The 17,807-nt window shown below is 69.7% G+C and carries 19 protein-coding genes; 5 read left to right on the forward strand and 14 right to left on the reverse strand.

Going from position 1 to position 17,807, the window contains the following annotated elements:
• Nucleotides 1-2: 2 nt before the first annotated feature.
• The 4 genes from ACWEOI_RS13715 to ACWEOI_RS13730 form a co-directional block, all read right to left on the reverse strand.
• On the reverse strand, nucleotides 3-902 hold the full coding sequence (locus ACWEOI_RS13715; RefSeq protein ID WP_452359801.1) for a universal stress protein: 900 nt from the start codon (nucleotides 900-902) through the stop codon (nucleotides 3-5).
• Nucleotides 903-938: 36 nt separating this feature from the next.
• Nucleotides 939-1,937 (reverse strand): Acg family FMN-binding oxidoreductase, encoded by a 999-nt coding sequence (locus tag ACWEOI_RS13720; RefSeq protein WP_452359802.1) that lies wholly within the window; start codon nucleotides 1,935-1,937, stop codon nucleotides 939-941.
• 78 nt (nucleotides 1,938-2,015) lie between these two features.
• Nucleotides 2,016-2,963 (reverse strand): universal stress protein, encoded by a 948-nt coding sequence (locus ACWEOI_RS13725; RefSeq protein ID WP_452359803.1) that lies wholly within the window; start codon nucleotides 2,961-2,963, stop codon nucleotides 2,016-2,018.
• Between the two features lie 66 nt (nucleotides 2,964-3,029).
• Complete coding sequence (locus tag ACWEOI_RS13730) at nucleotides 3,030-4,247, reverse strand: Rieske 2Fe-2S domain-containing protein (RefSeq protein WP_433666034.1); 1,218 nt, start codon at nucleotides 4,245-4,247, stop codon at nucleotides 3,030-3,032.
• Between the two features lie 201 nt (nucleotides 4,248-4,448).
• Between ACWEOI_RS13730 and hsaA the strand changes: the two genes are divergently transcribed.
• Complete coding sequence (gene hsaA / locus ACWEOI_RS13735; protein ID WP_452359804.1) at nucleotides 4,449-5,612, forward strand: 3-hydroxy-9,10-secoandrosta-1,3,5(10)-triene-9,17-dione monooxygenase oxygenase subunit; 1,164 nt, start codon at nucleotides 4,449-4,451, stop codon at nucleotides 5,610-5,612.
• A 17-nt stretch (nucleotides 5,613-5,629) separates the two neighbouring features.
• Here hsaA and ACWEOI_RS13740 read toward each other — a convergent pair whose 3' ends face one another.
• Both ACWEOI_RS13740 and ACWEOI_RS13745 read right to left on the reverse strand, forming a co-directional pair.
• Nucleotides 5,630-6,589 (reverse strand): acyl-ACP desaturase, encoded by a 960-nt coding sequence (locus tag ACWEOI_RS13740; RefSeq protein ID WP_433666036.1) that lies wholly within the window; start codon nucleotides 6,587-6,589, stop codon nucleotides 5,630-5,632.
• 144 nt (nucleotides 6,590-6,733) lie between these two features.
• Nucleotides 6,734-7,495: a sigma 54 modulation/S30EA ribosomal C-terminal domain-containing protein gene (locus ACWEOI_RS13745; RefSeq protein WP_452359805.1), complete on the reverse strand. Its 762-nt coding sequence runs from the start codon at nucleotides 7,493-7,495 to the stop codon at nucleotides 6,734-6,736.
• Between the two features lie 221 nt (nucleotides 7,496-7,716).
• Here ACWEOI_RS13745 and ACWEOI_RS13750 point away from each other — a divergent pair, with 221 nt between their 5' ends.
• Nucleotides 7,717-8,496, forward strand: coding sequence for a hypothetical protein (locus tag ACWEOI_RS13750; protein ID WP_452359806.1), 780 nt, complete (start codon nucleotides 7,717-7,719; stop codon nucleotides 8,494-8,496).
• Nucleotides 8,497-8,648: 152 nt separating this feature from the next.
• Here the strand turns inward: ACWEOI_RS13750 and ACWEOI_RS13755 are convergent, their stop codons facing one another.
• From ACWEOI_RS13755 to ACWEOI_RS13775, 5 genes are all read right to left on the reverse strand, one after another.
• On the reverse strand, nucleotides 8,649-8,906 hold the full coding sequence (locus ACWEOI_RS13755) for a (4Fe-4S)-binding protein (RefSeq protein WP_433666039.1): 258 nt from the start codon (nucleotides 8,904-8,906) through the stop codon (nucleotides 8,649-8,651).
• A 156-nt stretch (nucleotides 8,907-9,062) separates the two neighbouring features.
• Complete coding sequence (locus ACWEOI_RS13760; protein ID WP_357085479.1) at nucleotides 9,063-9,266, reverse strand: cold-shock protein; 204 nt, start codon at nucleotides 9,264-9,266, stop codon at nucleotides 9,063-9,065.
• A gap of 115 nt (nucleotides 9,267-9,381) precedes the next feature.
• On the reverse strand, nucleotides 9,382-10,128 hold the full coding sequence (locus tag ACWEOI_RS13765) for a pirin family protein (RefSeq protein WP_452359807.1): 747 nt from the start codon (nucleotides 10,126-10,128) through the stop codon (nucleotides 9,382-9,384).
• A 131-nt stretch (nucleotides 10,129-10,259) separates the two neighbouring features.
• Nucleotides 10,260-11,144: an alpha/beta fold hydrolase gene (locus tag ACWEOI_RS13770; RefSeq protein ID WP_452359808.1), complete on the reverse strand. Its 885-nt coding sequence runs from the start codon at nucleotides 11,142-11,144 to the stop codon at nucleotides 10,260-10,262.
• 102 nt (nucleotides 11,145-11,246) lie between these two features.
• On the reverse strand, nucleotides 11,247-11,639 hold the full coding sequence (locus tag ACWEOI_RS13775) for a nitroreductase/quinone reductase family protein (protein WP_452359809.1): 393 nt from the start codon (nucleotides 11,637-11,639) through the stop codon (nucleotides 11,247-11,249).
• Nucleotides 11,640-12,170: 531 nt separating this feature from the next.
• On the opposite strand from ACWEOI_RS13775, the gene ACWEOI_RS13780 reads away from it, so the two are divergent.
• A complete protein-coding gene (locus ACWEOI_RS13780; protein WP_433666043.1) occupies nucleotides 12,171-12,707 on the forward strand; it encodes a hypothetical protein in 537 nt (178 codons plus the stop codon).
• A 210-nt stretch (nucleotides 12,708-12,917) separates the two neighbouring features.
• Here ACWEOI_RS13780 and cbiE read toward each other — a convergent pair whose 3' ends face one another.
• The gene (cbiE, locus tag ACWEOI_RS13785; protein WP_452359810.1) at nucleotides 12,918-14,162 is read right to left on the reverse strand and encodes a precorrin-6y C5,15-methyltransferase (decarboxylating) subunit CbiE; all 1,245 of its coding nucleotides are present in this window, start codon (nucleotides 14,160-14,162) and stop codon (nucleotides 12,918-12,920) included.
• Nucleotides 14,159-14,920, reverse strand: a complete 762-nt coding sequence (locus tag ACWEOI_RS13790; protein WP_433666045.1) for an SDR family NAD(P)-dependent oxidoreductase — start codon at nucleotides 14,918-14,920, stop codon at nucleotides 14,159-14,161. Before ACWEOI_RS13790 ends, cbiE begins: the two co-directional genes overlap by 4 nt.
• Nucleotides 14,921-14,987: 67 nt before the next feature.
• Between ACWEOI_RS13790 and ACWEOI_RS13795 the strand changes: the two genes are divergently transcribed.
• A complete protein-coding gene (locus ACWEOI_RS13795) occupies nucleotides 14,988-15,416 on the forward strand; it encodes a PPOX class F420-dependent oxidoreductase (protein ID WP_357283913.1) in 429 nt (142 codons plus the stop codon).
• 21 nt (nucleotides 15,417-15,437) lie between these two features.
• Here ACWEOI_RS13795 and ACWEOI_RS13800 read toward each other — a convergent pair whose 3' ends face one another.
• Entirely contained in the window at nucleotides 15,438-16,565 is a 1,128-nt protein-coding gene (locus ACWEOI_RS13800; RefSeq protein WP_452359811.1) for a M24 family metallopeptidase, read from the reverse strand.
• 260 nt (nucleotides 16,566-16,825) lie between these two features.
• Between ACWEOI_RS13800 and ACWEOI_RS13805 the strand changes: the two genes are divergently transcribed.
• Nucleotides 16,826-17,803 carry a 5'-3' exonuclease gene (locus tag ACWEOI_RS13805; protein ID WP_452359812.1) on the forward strand — a complete coding sequence of 326 codons (978 nt, stop codon included), beginning with the start codon at nucleotides 16,826-16,828 and terminating at the stop codon, nucleotides 17,801-17,803.
• Nucleotides 17,804-17,807: the final 4 nt, after the last annotated feature.

Consider the following 17,807-nt stretch of genomic DNA (forward strand, 5'->3'; position numbering starts at 1 on the left):
GATCACTCGCCGCGCACGACGATGATCGGGCAGTCCACGGCGTGCAGCAGGGCATTGCTGGTGGAGCCCAGCAGCATGCCGAGGAACCCGCCCCGGCCGTGGCTGCCCACGACCACCAGCTGCGCGTGCTCGGCCTCGTCCACCATCGAGCGAACCGGCCTGTCCTTCACCAGGATTCGCCGGACGGGCACATCGGGGTAACGCTCGGCGTATCCGGCCATCTCCTCGGCGAAGGTCGCGTGCTCCTGCTCCTCGACCGTCTCCCAGCCCGCCATCGGCATATAGGGCCCGCTGACGTCGCTCCAGGCGTGCAGGGCGGTCAGGCCGGTCTTGCGCAGCGACGCCTCCTGGAACGCGAGCTCGAGCGCGGCGACGCTGTTCGCGGATCCGTCCACGCCGACCAGCACCGGCTGCCGGGCCGAGATCGGATCCGCCGCCGCGGTCGAGTGGATCACCGCGACCGGGCAGCGCGCGTGGTGGGTCACCGCGGTGGTGACCGAGCCCAGCAGTCCGCGCCGCAGCGCTCCGAGCCCGCGGCTGCCGAGCACCACCATGCGAGCGTGCCGCGAGAGCGCGATCAGATGCGCGATGATCGGCTCGGTCGTGACCTCCGAGGACATCGGAACGCCTTCGCCGGGCAGTGTCTCCGAGGCGATCCGGGTCGCCTCGCCGACGACCCGCTCGCCTTCGGATTCCAGCCACGCCATGTCCTCGGCGCTGAGCACGACGGTCGGCGACGGCCCGACCGGCGCGCAGATCGAGGTGACGATCCGCAACGGGCAACCGTGCCGCGCGGCGTCGAGCGCCGCCCACGCCACGGCCTGGTACGAGACGGCCGATCCGTCCACCGCGACGACGATCGCGGGATTCGGATCCGACTGCGGGACAGTGTTCTCGGTCATGATGATCTCTCCTGTTTTCTTGTCCGTAGCGGGTTCTCAGCTCTCGCCGGACGGGATCACGGGCTCGAGCGGCCGCACCACGTCCTCCAAGGGCAGCCGGGGTGTGGCCGGTACCGGATCGGCGCTGGTCGCCGCCCAGCCCAAGCGAATGATCAATTGCGGATAACCGAAATCACCCAGCAGATCCCGGCGGATCCTCGACCGCACTCCGGCGATCTCGAGCGGCTCACTCAGCGCGCAGGTGGCCAGTCCGCGCACCGTGGCTTCGAGCAGCACCGCGCTGGCCGCTTCGCCGGCGCCCAGCCAGGCGTTCAGGTCGTCGGCGGCGGTGCACACCAACAGCATGCGGGCCTCCTCGTCGGTGTCACGAACCACCGCCTCGGGCAGGCGCGGGTCGCCGAACGGCCGCACGGTCGGGTCCGAGGACGCGACCGCGTTGCGCGCGGGAACGCCCTGCGGGTCGGCGTGATGCCCGCTCCACTGCGCCAGTTCGGCGCTGTAGGCCGCATCACCACGGTGTGCGGTCGCCGCGTCGACGAACGCGCGCAGCAGGCGGGCGTGCTCACCGTTCGCGTCGACTTCGCGGACCTGGACCCCGGATGCCTCCGCACCGGCGGCGGCGATCGCCGACACCTGCGCCGACGGCACCTCCCACGAGGTGAAGCGGCGACGGTCGCTGCGTCGCTGCGCGATCGCGCGGGCCGCCCGGACGGCTGTCTCGTCGACGGTGCCCGGCCGCAACTCCACCGATGCGAGGTGCCGCGGTTCCGCGGGGTTCGGGAACCGGTGCACGACCGGATCCCAGCCGAACGCACGCAACGCGACCTGCAGATGGTGCAGTGCCGCACCACAACTCACGACGAGCTCACGACTGTCGGGGTCGGTGTAGGGCAGGCGCCGGCTGTCGTCGGCGTACAGGTGCACCGTGGTGTCCCCGACCCGCCACAGCCACGGCTGGGTGTTGTGCACCGACGGCGCCCGCACCGCCAGCGCCAGGGCGGCGCGGACGGTATCGGGATCGGGGTGTTTCGACATCGCTTGTCCTTCCTCGGAATTCGCGTTGCTGTTGCCTTCAGCATGGCCCGATCACGGGCGGCCGGTGACGGCCGAAGGTCACCGTCCCGCGGGTTCTTCGGCCCGGTTTCGCGAGGGCTGACGGACCACCACCACCGGGCACGGCGCGGTGTGCAGCAGGGCGGTGCTCACCGAGCCCAGCACCATGCCGGTGAACCCGCTGCGGCCGTGGCTGCCGACCACCACCAACTGGGCCGACTCGGCATGGTGGAGCAATACCCGAGCCGGGGTGTCCCAAGCCACCACCCTGTGCACCGTCACCTCCGGCCACCGCGCGGCGTATCCGGCCAGCGCCGATCCCAGCAGCACGTCTTCGGTCTTCTCGATCGACTCCCAGCCCATGACGGGCGCGTCGAAGCCGGTGGCGTCGTTCCACGCGTGCACCGCGATCAGGTCCACCTTGCGGCGCGCGGCCTCCTCGAAGGCGAACTCGACGGCCGGAGCGCTGTTCGGCGATCCGTCCACGCCGACCACCACCGGCTTGGCCACCGACTCCGGCTCGGTTTCCGAAACACCGTGCACGATGACCGCCGGGCACTGCGACTGCCGGGCCACCACGGTGCTCACCGACCCCAGCACCGCCCGCCGCAGCGCACCGAGCCCCCGATTGCCGACCACCAGCACCTGGGCCCTTCGCGAACGGTCGAGCAACGCCGTGGTGATCATGTCGAAGATGAGTTCGGTTCCGATGTGGAGGCTTTCGCCGGGCACGGTGTGGCGGGCGATCCGCGCGGCGTCGGCCAGGACCTGCTCCCCCCGCACGCGCAGATCTCGCGTTTCGTCGGGCCCCAGCTCCGCCGCTCCGGGCACGATCGGATTCGCGTACGAGGTGACGATATGCAGGCGGCACCCCCGCAGATCCGCTTCGGCGGCGGCCCAGGCCACCGCCTGATACGAGATCTCAGACCCGTCCGTGCCGACGACGACCCCCAGGTCGTCGTCACCGGCGGGGTCGAAAGTCGTTGCGGGGCGGGCGCTGTCTTCCATGGCATCTCCTGAATCGGTGGTGCCCCGAGCATCCCGCCCGCGCCGGATCGGCCACAGAGAACAACGTCACACTCCGGCGGGACGTCCTCCCCCACCGCCCGGGGACCCGGCCGCCACCCCGGACTCGCGCAGGTTCGCTGCCACTTCGGCCTCCCACACCTCGTTGGCCCGGGACGTGTCGACCTCGAATTCGAAGCGCTGCCGCGATCTCGGGTCGACGGCGGCGACATCGGTGTAGAACTGCTCGTACCAGCGTCGCAGCTGGTAGATCGGCCCATCCTCGTCGCACAGCAGCGGATTCTCGATCTTGGTCTTGTGCTTCCAGATCTCCACGTCCTGCAGGAAGCCCGCGGCGATGCCCTCGGTCATCTTGGCGGCCAGCCGGTCGGCCGCGTCATCGGACAGGCCGCGCGGCTTCTCCAGGCTGACGCCGTACTGCAGGACGAACGAGTCCTGGCCGACCGGGTAGTGGCAGTTGACCAGGACGCTGCTCACCTCGAACCCGCCGTAGTTGTTGAGCAGTGTGTTGATCATGTACGACGGCCCGAAGTAGGACGCCTGTGATGTCAGCAAGGTGTCGCCGCCGTACTTGGCGCCGGTCGCCACATCGGGGCGGCCCTTGGTCTCCAGGTACTGGGTGGCGACCTCGCCCTCGAAGACGTTCTTGAAGAAGGTCGGGAAGGCGTAGTGGATGTAGAAGAAGTGCGCCATGTCCACGATGTTGTCGATGATCTCGCGGCAATGGGAGCCCTCGATGCGGATCGAGCGCCAGGTCCACGGCGTCCACCCGGGGTTCATGGCGTCGAGGTTGCCGCCCGCGGCGTCGATGTACGCACCCGGGGCGTAGGGGATCGTCACCCCCGGCGCGGGCGGATTGCCTTCGTGGTCGTGCCACACGAACAGCTGGCCATTGCGTTCGAGCGTGAGCCACGAGCGCGTGCGAGCCAGAGGCGGGACCCGCCGCGCATAGGGGATGTCCTTGCACTTGCCGTCACCGCCCCAACTCCAGTCGTGGAACGGGCACGCGATGTTGTCGCCCTTGATCTTTCCCGTCGCGAGGTCCCCGCCGAGATGGCGACAGTAGGCATCGAGCGCCCGCAGTTCGCCCGTGCTGTCGGCCCAGACGACGAGCTTGGTCCCGAACGCCTCGACCGGATGCGGTCGACCGTCGCGGAAGGAATCGGCGAGGCCGAGGCAGTGCCATCCCCGGGCGTACCGGCTGGGCGCGGAGCCCACGTCGATGTCGCGGACCTTGCCTCCGTAGCCCTGAGGGTTCGCCACCATCACACACTCCTCGCAATTAGAACATGTTTCAGAACAGCGTCAGCTTCGAACACGATCGACCACGGCGACAATGGCCTAAAGTCCCTACTATTCGGTCATTTGCTCCACTAGCCCTTGCCGGAACCGTGCTCGATATTGACGAGAACGTGTTCTACAAATGGCGGCCGGACAGCCGCCCGACAGCCAGGAGCATTCCGCGAGATGACCCAGGAAATCACCGACCGCGTCGCAGCGGCACTTCCGGCACTGCGCGAACGAGCCCATGAAACCGAGCGGCTGCGCCGGATCCCGGACCAGTCCATCAAGGACCTCCAGGAGACCGGGTTCTTCACCTTGCTCCAGCCCCGTCAATGGGGCGGAACGGCAGCCGACCCGGTCCTCTTCTACGACACCGTGCGCACGATCGCGAGCGCCTGCGGTTCCACCGGGTGGGTGGCCGGCATCCTCGGCATCCACAACTGGCATCTGGCACTGTTCGATCAGCAAGCGCAGCAGGATGTCTGGGGTACGAACACCGACGCCCGCATCGCCTCCTCCTACGCGCCCCTGGGCGCGGGCACGAAGGTCGCGGGCGGCTACCTGGTGACCGGGGCGTGGGCGTGGTCGTCCGGCTGCGATCACGCCGACTGGGTGTTCGTCGGAGGCCCGGTGCTCGACAACGGCAAGCCCGTCGACTTCGGCTCGTTCCTCATCCCTCGCGACGACTATCGCATCGAGGACGTCTGGCATGTGGTCGGACTGCGCGGCACCGGATCCAATACCGTGGTCGTCGAACGGGTCTTCGTCCCCGAACACCGCTTCCTGAGCTTCCAGACCATGAGCGAGCTGAAATCGCCCGGCCTGCAGGTCAATCCCGATCCGGTGTACCGGATGCCCTGGGGCACCATCCATCCCACCATCATCTCCACGCCCATCGTCGGCATGGCGTACGGCGCCTACACCGCGCACGTCGAGCATCAGGGCACGCGGGTGCGCGCGGCGTTCGCGGGCGAACAGGCCAAGGACGATCCCTTCGCCAAGGTGCGTATCGCAGAGGCCGCCAGCGATATCGACGCCGCCTGGCGGCAACTGTCCGGCCACGTGTCCGAGGAATACGCCCACCTCGTCGCGGGCCGCGACATCCCGTTCGCGCTGCGGGCCGCCGCTCGTCGCGACCAGGTCCGGGCCACCGGGCGGGCCATCGCGTCCATCGACCGGCTGTTCGAGGCCGCGGGGGCGACGGCACTGACCGAAGGTACGGCGCTGCAGCGGTTCTGGCGCGACGCGCACGCCGGGCGGGTCCACGCGGCCAACGACGCCGAGCGGGTCCACGTCATGTACGGCAACCACGCCTTCGGGCTGCCGCCGGGCGACACGATGGTCTAGCCCGGCGGCGTTCACGGTCAGACCCGGGCCGCGTCCCGCGCGAGTGCGCGGTCGCGCTGTTCCTCGAAACGCGGAATCTGGTTGTTCGCCAGGTTGTCGAGGAATCCCGCGAGGCGTTCCCGGGCCTGTTCGCCGCGCGGCCCGAAATCGTCGCGGCCGAAGATGTTCCACTGCCGCATGACCGGCTCGAGCACTTCCTCGAGATGCTGGCGCAAATCGTAGATGCCGTGCTTGGCCATGAGCACGCCGTGCCGCCGGAAGTTCGGCATCCCGGCGCCGGGCATGCGGAAGTTCTCCACGATCAGATCGATGGCCTCCATCGCCTGATCGGGAACGAGATCCAGGGCGGCACCGCACAGGGTGCGGTAGAAGATCATGTGCAGGTTCTCGTCCAAGGCGACGCGCTGCAGCATCCGATCGGCGATCGGGTCGTCGCAGACCGCGGCGGTATTGCGGTGGCTGATCCGGGTTGCCAGCTCCTGGAACGACACGTACGCGACCGAATACAGGAATCCCGCCTGCCCCTGTGCGGTGAGCTGATCGACGGGCGGGGCGAAACCGTTCGTCATGTGCGCCATCCGGTCGTTCTCGAGCGCGACGGGATCGACGCCACGCGTCACGACGAGATAGTCGCGCAGCACGATGCTGTGCCGGGCTTCCTCGGCGGTCCATCGCCCGACCCAGGAGCCCCAGGCGCCGTCCTGCGAGAAGTTCTCCGCGATCTCCCGGTGGTACGAAGGCAGGTTGTCCTCGGTGAGCAGATTGGTGATCAGCGCCGCCTTCGCCACCTCGGACAGCTGCGATTGCTCGGGCTCCCAGTCGGTTCCGCCCAGTTGCGCGAAGTTCCGGCCTTCGTCCCACGGGATGTAGTCGTGCGGATGCCAGTCCTTGGCCATCGACAGATGCCGGTTCAGCGCCGCCGCGGCATCGGATTCGAGTTCGGTCAGGATCTCCAGCTGAGTCAGATCTCGCGCCAATGGATTGTCCGCCTTTCATTTCCGGAAACAGGAATGGGAGTGGGTGAAGCACGGCCGCCTACCCCGCATGCGCGTGCGAAGCGGACACGCATCGGGGTGTGACAACCGATATGGGAAGAGAACTGTGAGGCTCGAGGCTCGCGATTACCCGCCGTCAGCGGTGACGAGACCCAGATCGCCGTCGTAGCGGCGGTACAGCAGCCGACCGCGACCGGTGGCCGGATCGACGAAGAACAGGAACGGCAATCCGCTCTCGCAAACCCGCTGCACCGCATCGGCTTCGGTGAGGGTGGGGGCCGGGCGGGGGTTCATGACGAACGGGCCGGCCACATCGCCGTCCGCGCGCGGCGGATGGACACTGCGTTGGCGCGTGAGCCGGAGCCCCGAGGGACCGGCCCGGTAGACGACGGCGTCCTCGCCGGTTTCGATGTCGGTGAACACGTGGGCGTCGTAGTCCATCCGGTCCATCATCATGGCCGCGTGCGACGGCGAGAGAGTCTGCAGCGGAACCGATTTGCGGCGGGCGACGACTCCCGGCCCGGGCGCGTCCAACGGTCGACGATCAGGCTCGGGCCAGGTGCGCGGCTGCCATGCCGTGCGCAGAGCCAGAATCCGGCGTTCCAGCCGCACGACCACCGGCAGGGCGTCTCCCGCGCCATGGGTCAGTGTCTGAACCCGCACCGGGATTCCACCGACCGACAGATTCACCTGAGCCAGATAGGGGCCGATATCGCAGTTCGGCCCGGTGATCCGCAGCCGCGCAACGTCTTCCGCCCGCATCCGCCGCAGCTGCCGGCCCACCGCCCCGGCGTACCGCTCGCCCTCGAGCACCGGTACCCGGCCTCGGGCGACGACGACCACTTCCGGAAAAGCCATCGAGGTCCACGCCTCGGACGCCCGTAGCATCGCACCACCTCCACCCTCTCGGCACACCGGACACATCACCGTTCCTGCCGAGAGTGCCGGTCCTCGCATGGTGCCGAGAAGGGCCGAAGGTCACCGATGCGCGGACTTTCTGCATGGCCTTCTTCTGCGATCAAGGCGGAGTGGAGTTTCCATCGCACGTCCGCCACGAAGGGACCTTGGGCCCTGCTCCCGGATCGGCTCCCCACAACAGACTCATCGTTATGCGTAAACGATTCGAGTTGGCTTTCAACGTGTCCTATCTGGCGGTGATCTGGGGCCTGGTGATCGCCATGCGGCGGAACCGGAACCGGGTTCCGCCGGAACAGCGGGCGACCGCGGCCCGGTTCGAGGAGGCCTTCACCCTGCTGGCCACCGGCGATACCGCGCATCTGGCATTGCGGGCGGTGTCGATGGCGCGCGGCCGGGACCGCGGTTACCTGACCTGGCGGGGACGGCGGGCGAGCCTGATCGGCCTCGGGGAGATGGCCACCTCGATCACCATCACCCTGTTCTACGTGCTGTCCCTGGATGCCTGGCGGCTGCGGTTCCGGCGGTCCTGGGACGGCTTCACCCGGTCGCTGCTGGGACTGTCGTTCGTGCGGTTGATCCTGCTGGCGACCCCGTTCAACAACTGGGACAAGGACGAAACCCCGGAAGGCTACGGCGTCGACCGCAACGTCCCGCTGCTGGCCGTGGGCGCGAGCGAGATCTACCTCATGCGCCGCGAGGCCACCCGCACCGGCGACCGCACCTTCCGTTTCCTCTCCGACGCCATGGCGGCCTCCTTCGCCTGCTACCTCCCGGTCATCCTGTGGGCCCGCCGCATCCCGCAACTGGGACTGCTGATGATCCCCAAGACCATCGCGTACCTGGCCATGGCTTTCCGGGTCTACCGCGACTTCTTCACCGGCGCAACAGAATCGGCGAATCCAGAGTCACAGCGGTTCGATCGCCCCGATTCCCGTGATCAGGGGAAGGTCCTTCACTCCGAGGGCCGTTGACCAGAGCCACCGCGGCACGCTGCCGGGCTGCGCCCGGCATTATTGTTAGCCTTGGCAATTAACTACCCGGAGGGCCGCCACCGTGTTCCTCGCCGCCGCCATCGGCGCGATCCCGGCCGCGGCCGATCCGGTCGACACCACGCGGGTCCGAGCTACTCCGGCGGGGCGGTGCGGGTGCGGCCGTCGTCGGTGCGGTAGCCGAGGGCGTAGCTCGGGCAGCGGTCGATCACCTCGACGATGTCGTCGACCGAGGCGGCGGACGGGTCGATCCAGGGGCGGCGGTCGCGGTCGAAGACCGAGGGGAGGCCGTGGATGCACTCCTGGGCGTGGCGGCAGCGGCCCGGCTCCCAGGTGATGGTGACGCCGGGGGCGGAGTACTCGCGAATCGCGTCCGACTTCTCGTGGGGCATGGGATCTCCTTCAGTCGGCGGAGCCTGGGCGAAGGTGGTGCGCACTTCCCGGATCAGCATGCCCGAACGCTCGCTGTCGAGGTTGCCCCGGGGTGGCCGGACGCGGGCACAAAAAAGCCCGCGCGGTGATGCGCGGGCTTCCTCGTGGTCGACGACTTAGATGGCGCGGACCTGCTGGGCCTGCGGGCCCTTCTGGCCTTCGCCGATTTCGAACTCGACGCGCTGACCCTCATCGAGCGACTTGAACCCGGAGCCGGTAATCGCGGAGTAGTGGACGAAGACATCGGCGCCGCCACCGTCCTGGGCGATGAAGCCGAATCCCTTTTCGCCGTTAAACCACTTCACAGTGCCTTGCGTCATTACTGAATGCGTTCTTTCTGTAGCGAGCCGGGCGATCAGTTCGACAGCCCGTTCTCAGCCTTAAAGAATGCCACCTTTCGGAAATAATCTCTAACAATCGTGCCTGAGCACACACTCAGGCCAGTGCGGTATGCATCTCCCAGATCAGCACCTCGGCAGGCTCGAGCGCGGTCACAATGTGCCCGCCACCTGCGGATATGCGCACCGCATCGCCCTGCGACAGCCTGCCGGAGCCCTCGAAATCCACCGATCCGCGGGCCACGAAGACATGGCCGTACGGCGCGTCGGGGACCTGGATGGCGTGGCCGGGGTCGAGCCTCGCCACATGGAAGGCGGCTCCACTGTTGCCGATCGCGATGGCCGTCCGATCGCGGTCCCGGCGCATCCCGGACGCGACGGTGACCAGACTGTTACCGGTCAACCGGTCGGCGATATCCAATTCCTGATAGCCGGGGGTCACCCCGGACTCGTCGGGCGGCACCCACATCTGCACGACATGCAGCCGCTCCCGCTCCAGATAGCCCGCGCCATTGCGCTCCGAATGCATGATTCCGGCGCCCGCGCTCATGCGCTGCGCCATGCCGGGATGGATCAGGCCGGAATTGCCCGCCGAATCCTGGTGCACGACAGTGCCTTCCAGCACCCAGGTCACGATCTCCATATCCCGGTGCTGATGGGTGTCGAACCCCTCGCCGGGATCGACGATGTCCTCGTTGTGGATCAGGAGCAGGCCGTGCGCGTTCGCCGCCAGATCGAAGTTGCCGGTCGCGGGAAACGACTGCCGGGAATCGAGCCACCCGCTCCGCCACCGCCACCGATCCGCGGCCGGGACCACCCGGACCTCCGATTCACGCACCGCCATCGCTCACCTCCACCAGCCGACCCCTCCCGCCTCTGTAAGCCGGACGGGCGGCCGGGCATTCCCGGCCGAGCCACGCCTCACACCGCACCACGGCGGTGATCGCCGGCGTGGCCCGGCGCGGGCGCGGCGGCTCAGGACAGATCGGCTCGCAAGGAGGCCAGGATGTCGGCGGACCGTTCGACGAACAGCAGGTGGCCGGCTTCGGGCACGAGGTGCAGGCGGGCTCGCGGGAGGGCCGCGGCCAGGCGGGTGGCATCGGCCGCGGGGACGTTGCCGTCGGCTTCGCCGTGCCAGACCTGGACGGGGGCGGTCACCTCGGTCAGGTCGAAACCCCAGTCACGGGTGAAGACCAGGCGGATGTCGGCGGCGAAACCGCGGCTGCCCTGTTCGAAGCTGCGGCGCAGGTTGGTGTCGAGTTTGGCGGAGAGCTCCGGGTCGGCTTCGACACGGTCGCGGTCCACGGGGGCCATCTGCGAGACCAGGCCCGCGACGCCGTTGCGGCGGCGGATGACCACCGACATCTCGAGGGCCATGGGGTGGACCAGGAATGGGACGCGCCGCAGGACGTTCAAACCCTTGCGCCGGCGCAGCGCCACCGGGTCGAGATCCTCGGCGGCGGGTTGTTCGCTAGTCGGGGCGGGAGCGGACACGAGGGCCACGCCGGTGACGCGATCGGGCAGGCGTGCGGCGATGGCGAGGGCGAACGGGCCGCCGCCGCTCACGCCGATCACACCGAAACGGTTGAGGCCCAGCCGGTCCGCCAGGGCGGCCACGGTGGCCGCCCAGTCGGCGACCTGCTCCCCCGCCGGTAGCGAGGATTCCGCCATGCCGGGGCGGTCGACCGCGATGACGCGGACCCCGGCGGCGGCTCCGGCTTCGTCGAAAGCCTCACCCTCGACATGCGTTCCGGGGACGCCGTGGCAGTACAGCACCGGCATCCCATCCCCCGCACCGTACTCGGCGTAACTCACCCGGCAGTGCGGCAAAGCAATCGTTCGCGACACGGCAGCACTCACGTCGGCCAGCCTAGGCGAAACCCGCCCCCAACAGGTCAAACAACGTTGTTCCACACGGGGGCAGGGCAATTCGGACCGAACGGACAGCCCGGCGCGGGACCGTCACCGCGGCTCGAGCAGCACCACCGGAATCAGCCGTCCGCCCGCGCGCTCTTGATAGAACGCGAAGTCCGGCATCGCCGCCACGAACCGCGGCCACCACCGCTCCCGTTCGTCCGCGGTCGCCACGCGCGCCCGCACCGGCCGCGCCGTGCCGCCGACCCGCACGACCGTGTCCGGGTGCGCGAGCAGATTGTGGAACCAGGCGGGATGCGCCGGCTCCCCCGCCTTGGACGCGGCGACCGCCAGCACGTCATCCGCCTCGACGTACATCAGCGGGGAGGTCCGGCGCACGCCGCTGCGCGCGCCGATGTGGTCCAGCAGCAGGATGCGGCCGCCCCGCCAACCCGGCACGCGCCCGCCGATCCGGCCGCGCGACCACCGATAGACGCGCACGTGCACTCTCGTGGATCGACGACCCAGGTAGATGCCGCGACGATTCGCGAATCGCGAACCGGCCGAGACCATTCGACCGAACAGCGCCATACCGTCAGTAAACACGACACCCGGCCCCGAGCCCGGCCCCCAGCCAGACCGATCTGTTCCGCCCACAGGGGATTCGAGACACGTCACCAATGCGCCTGCGTCCCACTGACGCCGCCTCGAGCGACTTTTCCGTTACCGGCGCACATGCGCCTGACCAGTGTCGTTGCCGGATCCGCGAAACACCGGGACTATCGAAGAGGAGGGCTCAGTGCCGTCGAGATGCGTTGGGGCAGGGTGGCCCGAAGGTGACGAGTGGCGAAACTCAATGAGCGGCCCAGTGTGTCGCTCTTGCGCGGACCGGTTGGACCGACCGACAGTGAGAGGGTCGCCGCCTGATGAGCGAATACACGGCAAACGCCGTGTTGGTGCCGAACCGCACCGGCTCGCGCGCGCCCGACACCGAGCCCTGGCAGAGGAACCGGCACGGAAGGATCGAAGGCGATGACCGATATGACCATCGACGCGGCGGTCGGCCGCACCCCGTTCGCACGACCCACGGTGGCCGTGTCGGCCATACCGGACCGGACCATACCGGCCCAGGCCGCGGCGGCACGGCCGTCGACGGTCTGGGAGAAGGCCAAGACCGCACTGGTCACCCGGACTCTCGGACACCGCCAACTGGTCACCGCCCCGCGGCTGGTGATTCCCTTCGGCGACAACGGCCTCGCCTTCCGCGTCTCGTCGTTCGCCGCGGAAGCCGAGCAACTCGCCCTCGACCCCCGCGTCCTGGTCCAGCCCGGCGACTGGCGCGGCAACCCGGCCGTCGGCAGCCGTCAGCTCATGGGCCACGCCAACCTGGTCCCCGAGGGTGATCTCCTCACCAAGGTGGAGGCGGCGATCGACGCGAAGTACGGCTGGCGCACGTCACTGGCCAAGGCCGCCCACCGCCTCGCCAACGGCTCCGCCCCCTACGGCAATATCGTCGTCCTGGTCACCGTTTTCGAACCCGGCCCCCTCGCACTGCCTCCGGTCGGCTGACCGCGCGGGCCGACGCCGCATCCGACCACCTCGTCACACTCAACCCACGCCGCGCCCAAACTCGCGGCGTGGGTGGCCGCGCGTCACGCACCGCCTCGCATCGCGCCGATTTCGAGGCGACGCGCACCGCACGTCAGGAACCAGCCCACGACACCGCCGACATTGCGGCGCCCATTTCCGCTGCGCACCACGGAGAGCCTCGCGGCGTGGCTAACCTTGTGGCGCGGCGGGTTTCGTCGTCACCCAATGGGTGACGGGGAGTTGGGGGCGCCAGGCGGTGAAGCCGCCGAGGGGTTCAGCGCGGTAGATCTGGAAGCGGCGCAGGGTGCCGCCGTGCTCGTCGGCCAGGCGCAGGAGCAGGCTGTCGGATTCGGCGGTCACGGCGCTCGCGACCAGACGGCCGCCGGGACGCAGGCGGGACCAGCAGGCGTCGAACATTCCGTCCTGGGTCAAGCCGCCGCCGATGAAGATCGCGTCGGGGGCCGGGAGGTCGGCGAAAGCGTCGGGGGCCGGGCCGTGGACATCGACGCCGGGGACGCCGAGGGCGGCGGCATTGGCGGCGATCTGCTTGCGGCGGCTCTCGACCCGTTCGAACGTGACCGCCCGGCACGACGGGTGGGTGCGGCACCACTCGATCGCGATGGTGCCGGACCCGCCGCCGACATCCCACAGCAGTTCGCCGGGCGCGGGGGCCAGCGCCGACAGGGTGAGGGCCCGCACCTCCGATTTGGTGAGCTGGCCGTCGCCGTCGTACACCTCGTCGGGGAGGCCGGGCAGGCGAGTCAGCCGCGGTGCCGACGGGTCCGCCACGCAGTCGATCGCGATGATGTTCAACGCGTCACCGAGAGGGTGATCCCAGCGGGTGGCAGTGCCGGTCACCAGGCGTTCGGCGGGACCGCCGAGCTGTTCCAGGATCGTGAGAGCCGACCCGCCGAATCCATTGCGTGCCAGTAGCTCCGCCACCGCGGCCGGGGTGTGCTCGTCGGAGCTCAGGACGAGAATCCTGCGGCCGGACGACAATTCCGGGAGCACGGTCTCCACGCGACGGCCGACCGCGCTGACGACCGGCGTCGCATCCAGCGCCCAGCCCAGGCGGGCGCACGCCAGCGACACCGACGACGGCTGCGGCAGCACGCGCAGCGCCTGGGCCCCAACCAGTTTCGTCAGGGTCACGCCGATGCCGAAGAACATGGGGTCACCGCTGGCGAGGACACCCAGCTTGCGGTCCGCGTACTCGCGCAGCAGGCCCGGGAGGGCGGGCACCAGCGGCGAGGGCCACGCCACCCGCTCCGCACCGGTCTCGCCCTCGGGGATCAGCGCCAATTGCCGTGTGGAGCCGAGCAGTACGTCGCAGGCGGCGATCTCGCGCCGCGCCGGACCGCCCAGGCCGTCCCAGCCGTCGGCCCCGATCCCGATCACGGCGATCGGGACCGACGGCACGGGAAGGTCGGTCATCGGCGGGCCCGCCGCCACAGCGCGTGCGGGGTGAAGCGCATGGCGATGAACAGCAGCCGAATGCGCCGCGGCACATCGACGTTGCGGGCGCGCCGGTACAGGCTCGCCACCACCGCGTCGGCCACCTGGTCCGGGGTGCTCGACATGATGGCGGGCTTCATGCCCGCGGTCATGCGGCCGATGACGAACCCGGACCGCACCATCAGCAGGTGCACACCGCTGCCCTCGAGCGCCATCTGCAGGCCGGTGGCGAAGCCGTCCAGGCCCGCCTTGGCCGATCCGTACACGTAGTTGGCGCGCCGCACCCGCACGCCCGCGATGGAGCTGAACACCACGATCTGCCCGTCGCCCTGCTCGCGCAGCAGGTTCGCCAGACTGGTCAGCACGCTGACCTGCGCCACGAAGTCGGTCTGCACGATCGCGACCGCGTGTTCGGGATCCTGTTCGGCCAGTTCCTGATCCCCGAGGATTCCGAAGGCCACCACCGCGACACCGATGCGCCCGTGCTCGGCGATGATCTTCTCCAGCAGCGGCTGATGCGAGGCCATGTCGTCGGCGTCGAACTCGACGCAGTGCACCGCCGCCGCCTCCGCGATCAGCAGCTCCTTGGTCTGTGCCTGTAACCGGTCGGCGCCGCGCGCCGCGAGGATGACCTCCCGGCCCGGCGACAGCCGGCGCGCCACTTCCAGCCCGATCTCACTGCGCCCACCCAGCACCAGTACGACGCCCTTGTCGACGTCCCGCGATCCGAAACCCATGGCCCACAGTGTGCCACCCGGGCACCGCCGCCCGATGCGCCCGACGGTGGATTGCTAGCGTCGAATCATGACCAGCACCGCCGCACGCCCCGAACTGTCCCCCGCCGCCGCCGACTTCGTCACCGAGCGTCACCTGGCCACCCTGTCCACGCTGCGCGCCGACGGCACCCCGCACGTCGTCGCCGTCGGCTTCACCTGGGATCCGGAGGCCGGGATCGCCCGCATCATCACCAACGACGGCTCGGTGAAGGTCAACAATGTGCGCCGCTCCGGGTACGCGGCGGTGAGCCAGGTCGACGGCCCGCGCTGGATCACCCTCGAGGGACCGGCCACCGTGCTCGACGACCCGGCCGCGGTGGCCGACGCCGTCGACCGCTACGCCGGCCGCTACCGCCAGCCCCGTGAGAACCCGACCCGCGTGGTCATCGCCATCCAGGTGCAGCGCGTGCTGGCCAGCAGCGTGTTCAAGCCGGGAGCCCCCGCCCTCGGCCACTGACCTGCCGCGGGGGCCCAGCGGTCATAGCCGGGTCAGCCCGTGGGGACGCTTGTTCATCGACTCGCAGCCGTCGGCGGTGACGATGACGATGTCCTCGATGCGGGCGCCCCACTGGCCGGGGAAGTAGATGCCCGGCTCGATGCTGAACGCCATGCCCTCCTGCAGGACCAGGTCGTTGCCCGCCACGATGTAGGGCTCCTCGTGCACCGACAGGCCGATGCCGTGGCCGGTGCGGTGCACGAAGTAGTCGGCGAGCTCGGCCGCGGCCAGCACGTCGCGGGCGGCGGCGTCGATGGATTCGGCGGTGACGCCCGGGCGGACGGCCGCCACCGCGGCGGCCTGGGCGCGTTCCAGTTCCGCGAACTGGGCCGCCACCTCCTCGCTCGGCTCACCCAGCACGTAGGTGCGGGTGGAGTCGGAGAAGTAGCCGGGTTCGACCGGTCCGCCGATATCGATGACCACCACGTCACCGGGCTCGATCACGCGGTCGGACACCATGTGGTGCGGGTCCGCGCCGTGCGGGCCGCTGCCGACGATGACGAAGTCGGCCTCGGTGTGGCCCTCCTCGACGATGGCGGCGGCGATGTCCGCGCCCACCTCGGCCTCGGTGCGGCCGGGGCGCAGGAACTCACCCATGCGGGCGTGCACCCGGTCGATGGCCGCGCCCGCGCGCCGCAGGGCCTCGGTCTCGCTGGGGTCCTTGCGCATTCGCAGTTCACGCAGCAGCGGGGTGGCCGAAACCGGTAGCGAGCCAAACTGATCGGCGATGGGCAGCAGGTGCAGGGCGGGCATCACATCGGTGACCGCCACGCGCGCACCGGCATTGAGCACGTTCTTGACGATGCGGTACGGATCGACCCCGTCGACCCAGTCCACGATCTGCAACCCCAGCTCCCCGGCCGCCGACCCCTTCAGCGAGGCCAGCTCCAGCTTCGGGATCACCACCGAGGGCGTCTCCCCGCTGGCCGGGATCACCAGGCACGTCAGCCGCTCGAACGACTGCGCCCGCGACCCCATGAGAAACCGCAGGTCAGGCCCGGGGGTGATGAGCAGCGCGTCCAGATGCGCATCCCTGGCCAACCGCGCGGCGCGCTCCAACCGCGCCCCATAGACCTCCGCCGCGAACCGTGACTCGTCATGAGAGCTCATGCCATCCGACGCTACTCCCCCGCCCCGCCACCCTCCAGCCACCACCGAACTTCGCACCCCCACCACCGGGTGCCACCACCGCCGCAGCACCCGACCGCCCTGCCGCCGAGCAGCTTTCGACCCGCGAATGCCCCACGTGTGCGCCGCGTCGTACCGTTCGGCCCGCCCGCGGCCCATGCGCCGCAACCAGCCCGCGAGCCCGCCGACTCCCCGCGGCGCTGTCCCCGCGTTGTCGGCGGCGAACGGTAGGGTCGTGCGCTATGAGCAACCCTGCCGCCGGTCCGCTGTTGCTGCTCGATGGGGCCAGTCTGTGGTTCCGGGCGTTCTACGCGATCCCGGAGAAGATCACCGCGCCCGATGGGCGGCCGGTGAACGCGCTGCGCGGGTTCACCGACATGATCGCCGCGCTGGTCAAGCAGCACGCCCCGAGCCGGCTGGTGGTGTGCCTGGATCTGGATTGGCGGCCGCGGTTCCGGGTGGACCTGCTGCCGTCGTACAAGGCGCACCGGGTGGCCGAGGACGCGGGCGAGCCGGTCGCGGGCGTGATCGCGGAGGAAGTCCCCGACACCCTGACACCGCAGGTCGACATGATCATGGAGCTGCTCGAGGCCGCGGGGATCGCGACCGCGGGCGCTGAGGGTCTCGAAGCCGACGACGTCATCGGGACGCTGGCCACGCGGGAGGGCATCGACGAGGTGATCGTCGTCAGCGGCGATCGCGATCTGCTGCAACTGGTCCGCGATACGCCGACGCCGCCGGTGCGCGTGTTCTACGTCGGGCGCGGCCTGGCGAAGGCCGAGCTGTGGGGTCCGGCCGAGGTGTCGGCCAAATACGGTGTGCCCGAGGACATCGCGGGTCCCGCGTACGCCGATATGGCGACGCTGCGCGGCGACGCCTCCGACGGCCTGCCGGGTGTGGCGGGAATCGGCGACAAGTCCGCCGCCCAGCTGATCACCAGGTTCGGCTCGGTGGAGGCGCTGCGGGAGGCGGCCGCCGACCCGGACTCCGATCTCGCGAAGGGTGTGCGCGCGAAACTCGTTGCCGCCGATGACTATCTGAAGGCCGCGGCCCCGGTGGTCCGGGTCGTCCGCGACGCCACCGTCGAATACTCCGGCCCCGACCTGTTGCCGCTCACCCCGGCCGATCCGGAGCGACTGGCCGCGCTGGCCACCGCCTACAACGCCGAGAGCCCGGTCAAACGACTGCTCACCGCCATGGCCAAGCGCTCCGCCTCCTGACCGA

This window comes from Nocardia sp. NPDC004340, assembly GCF_053602575.1.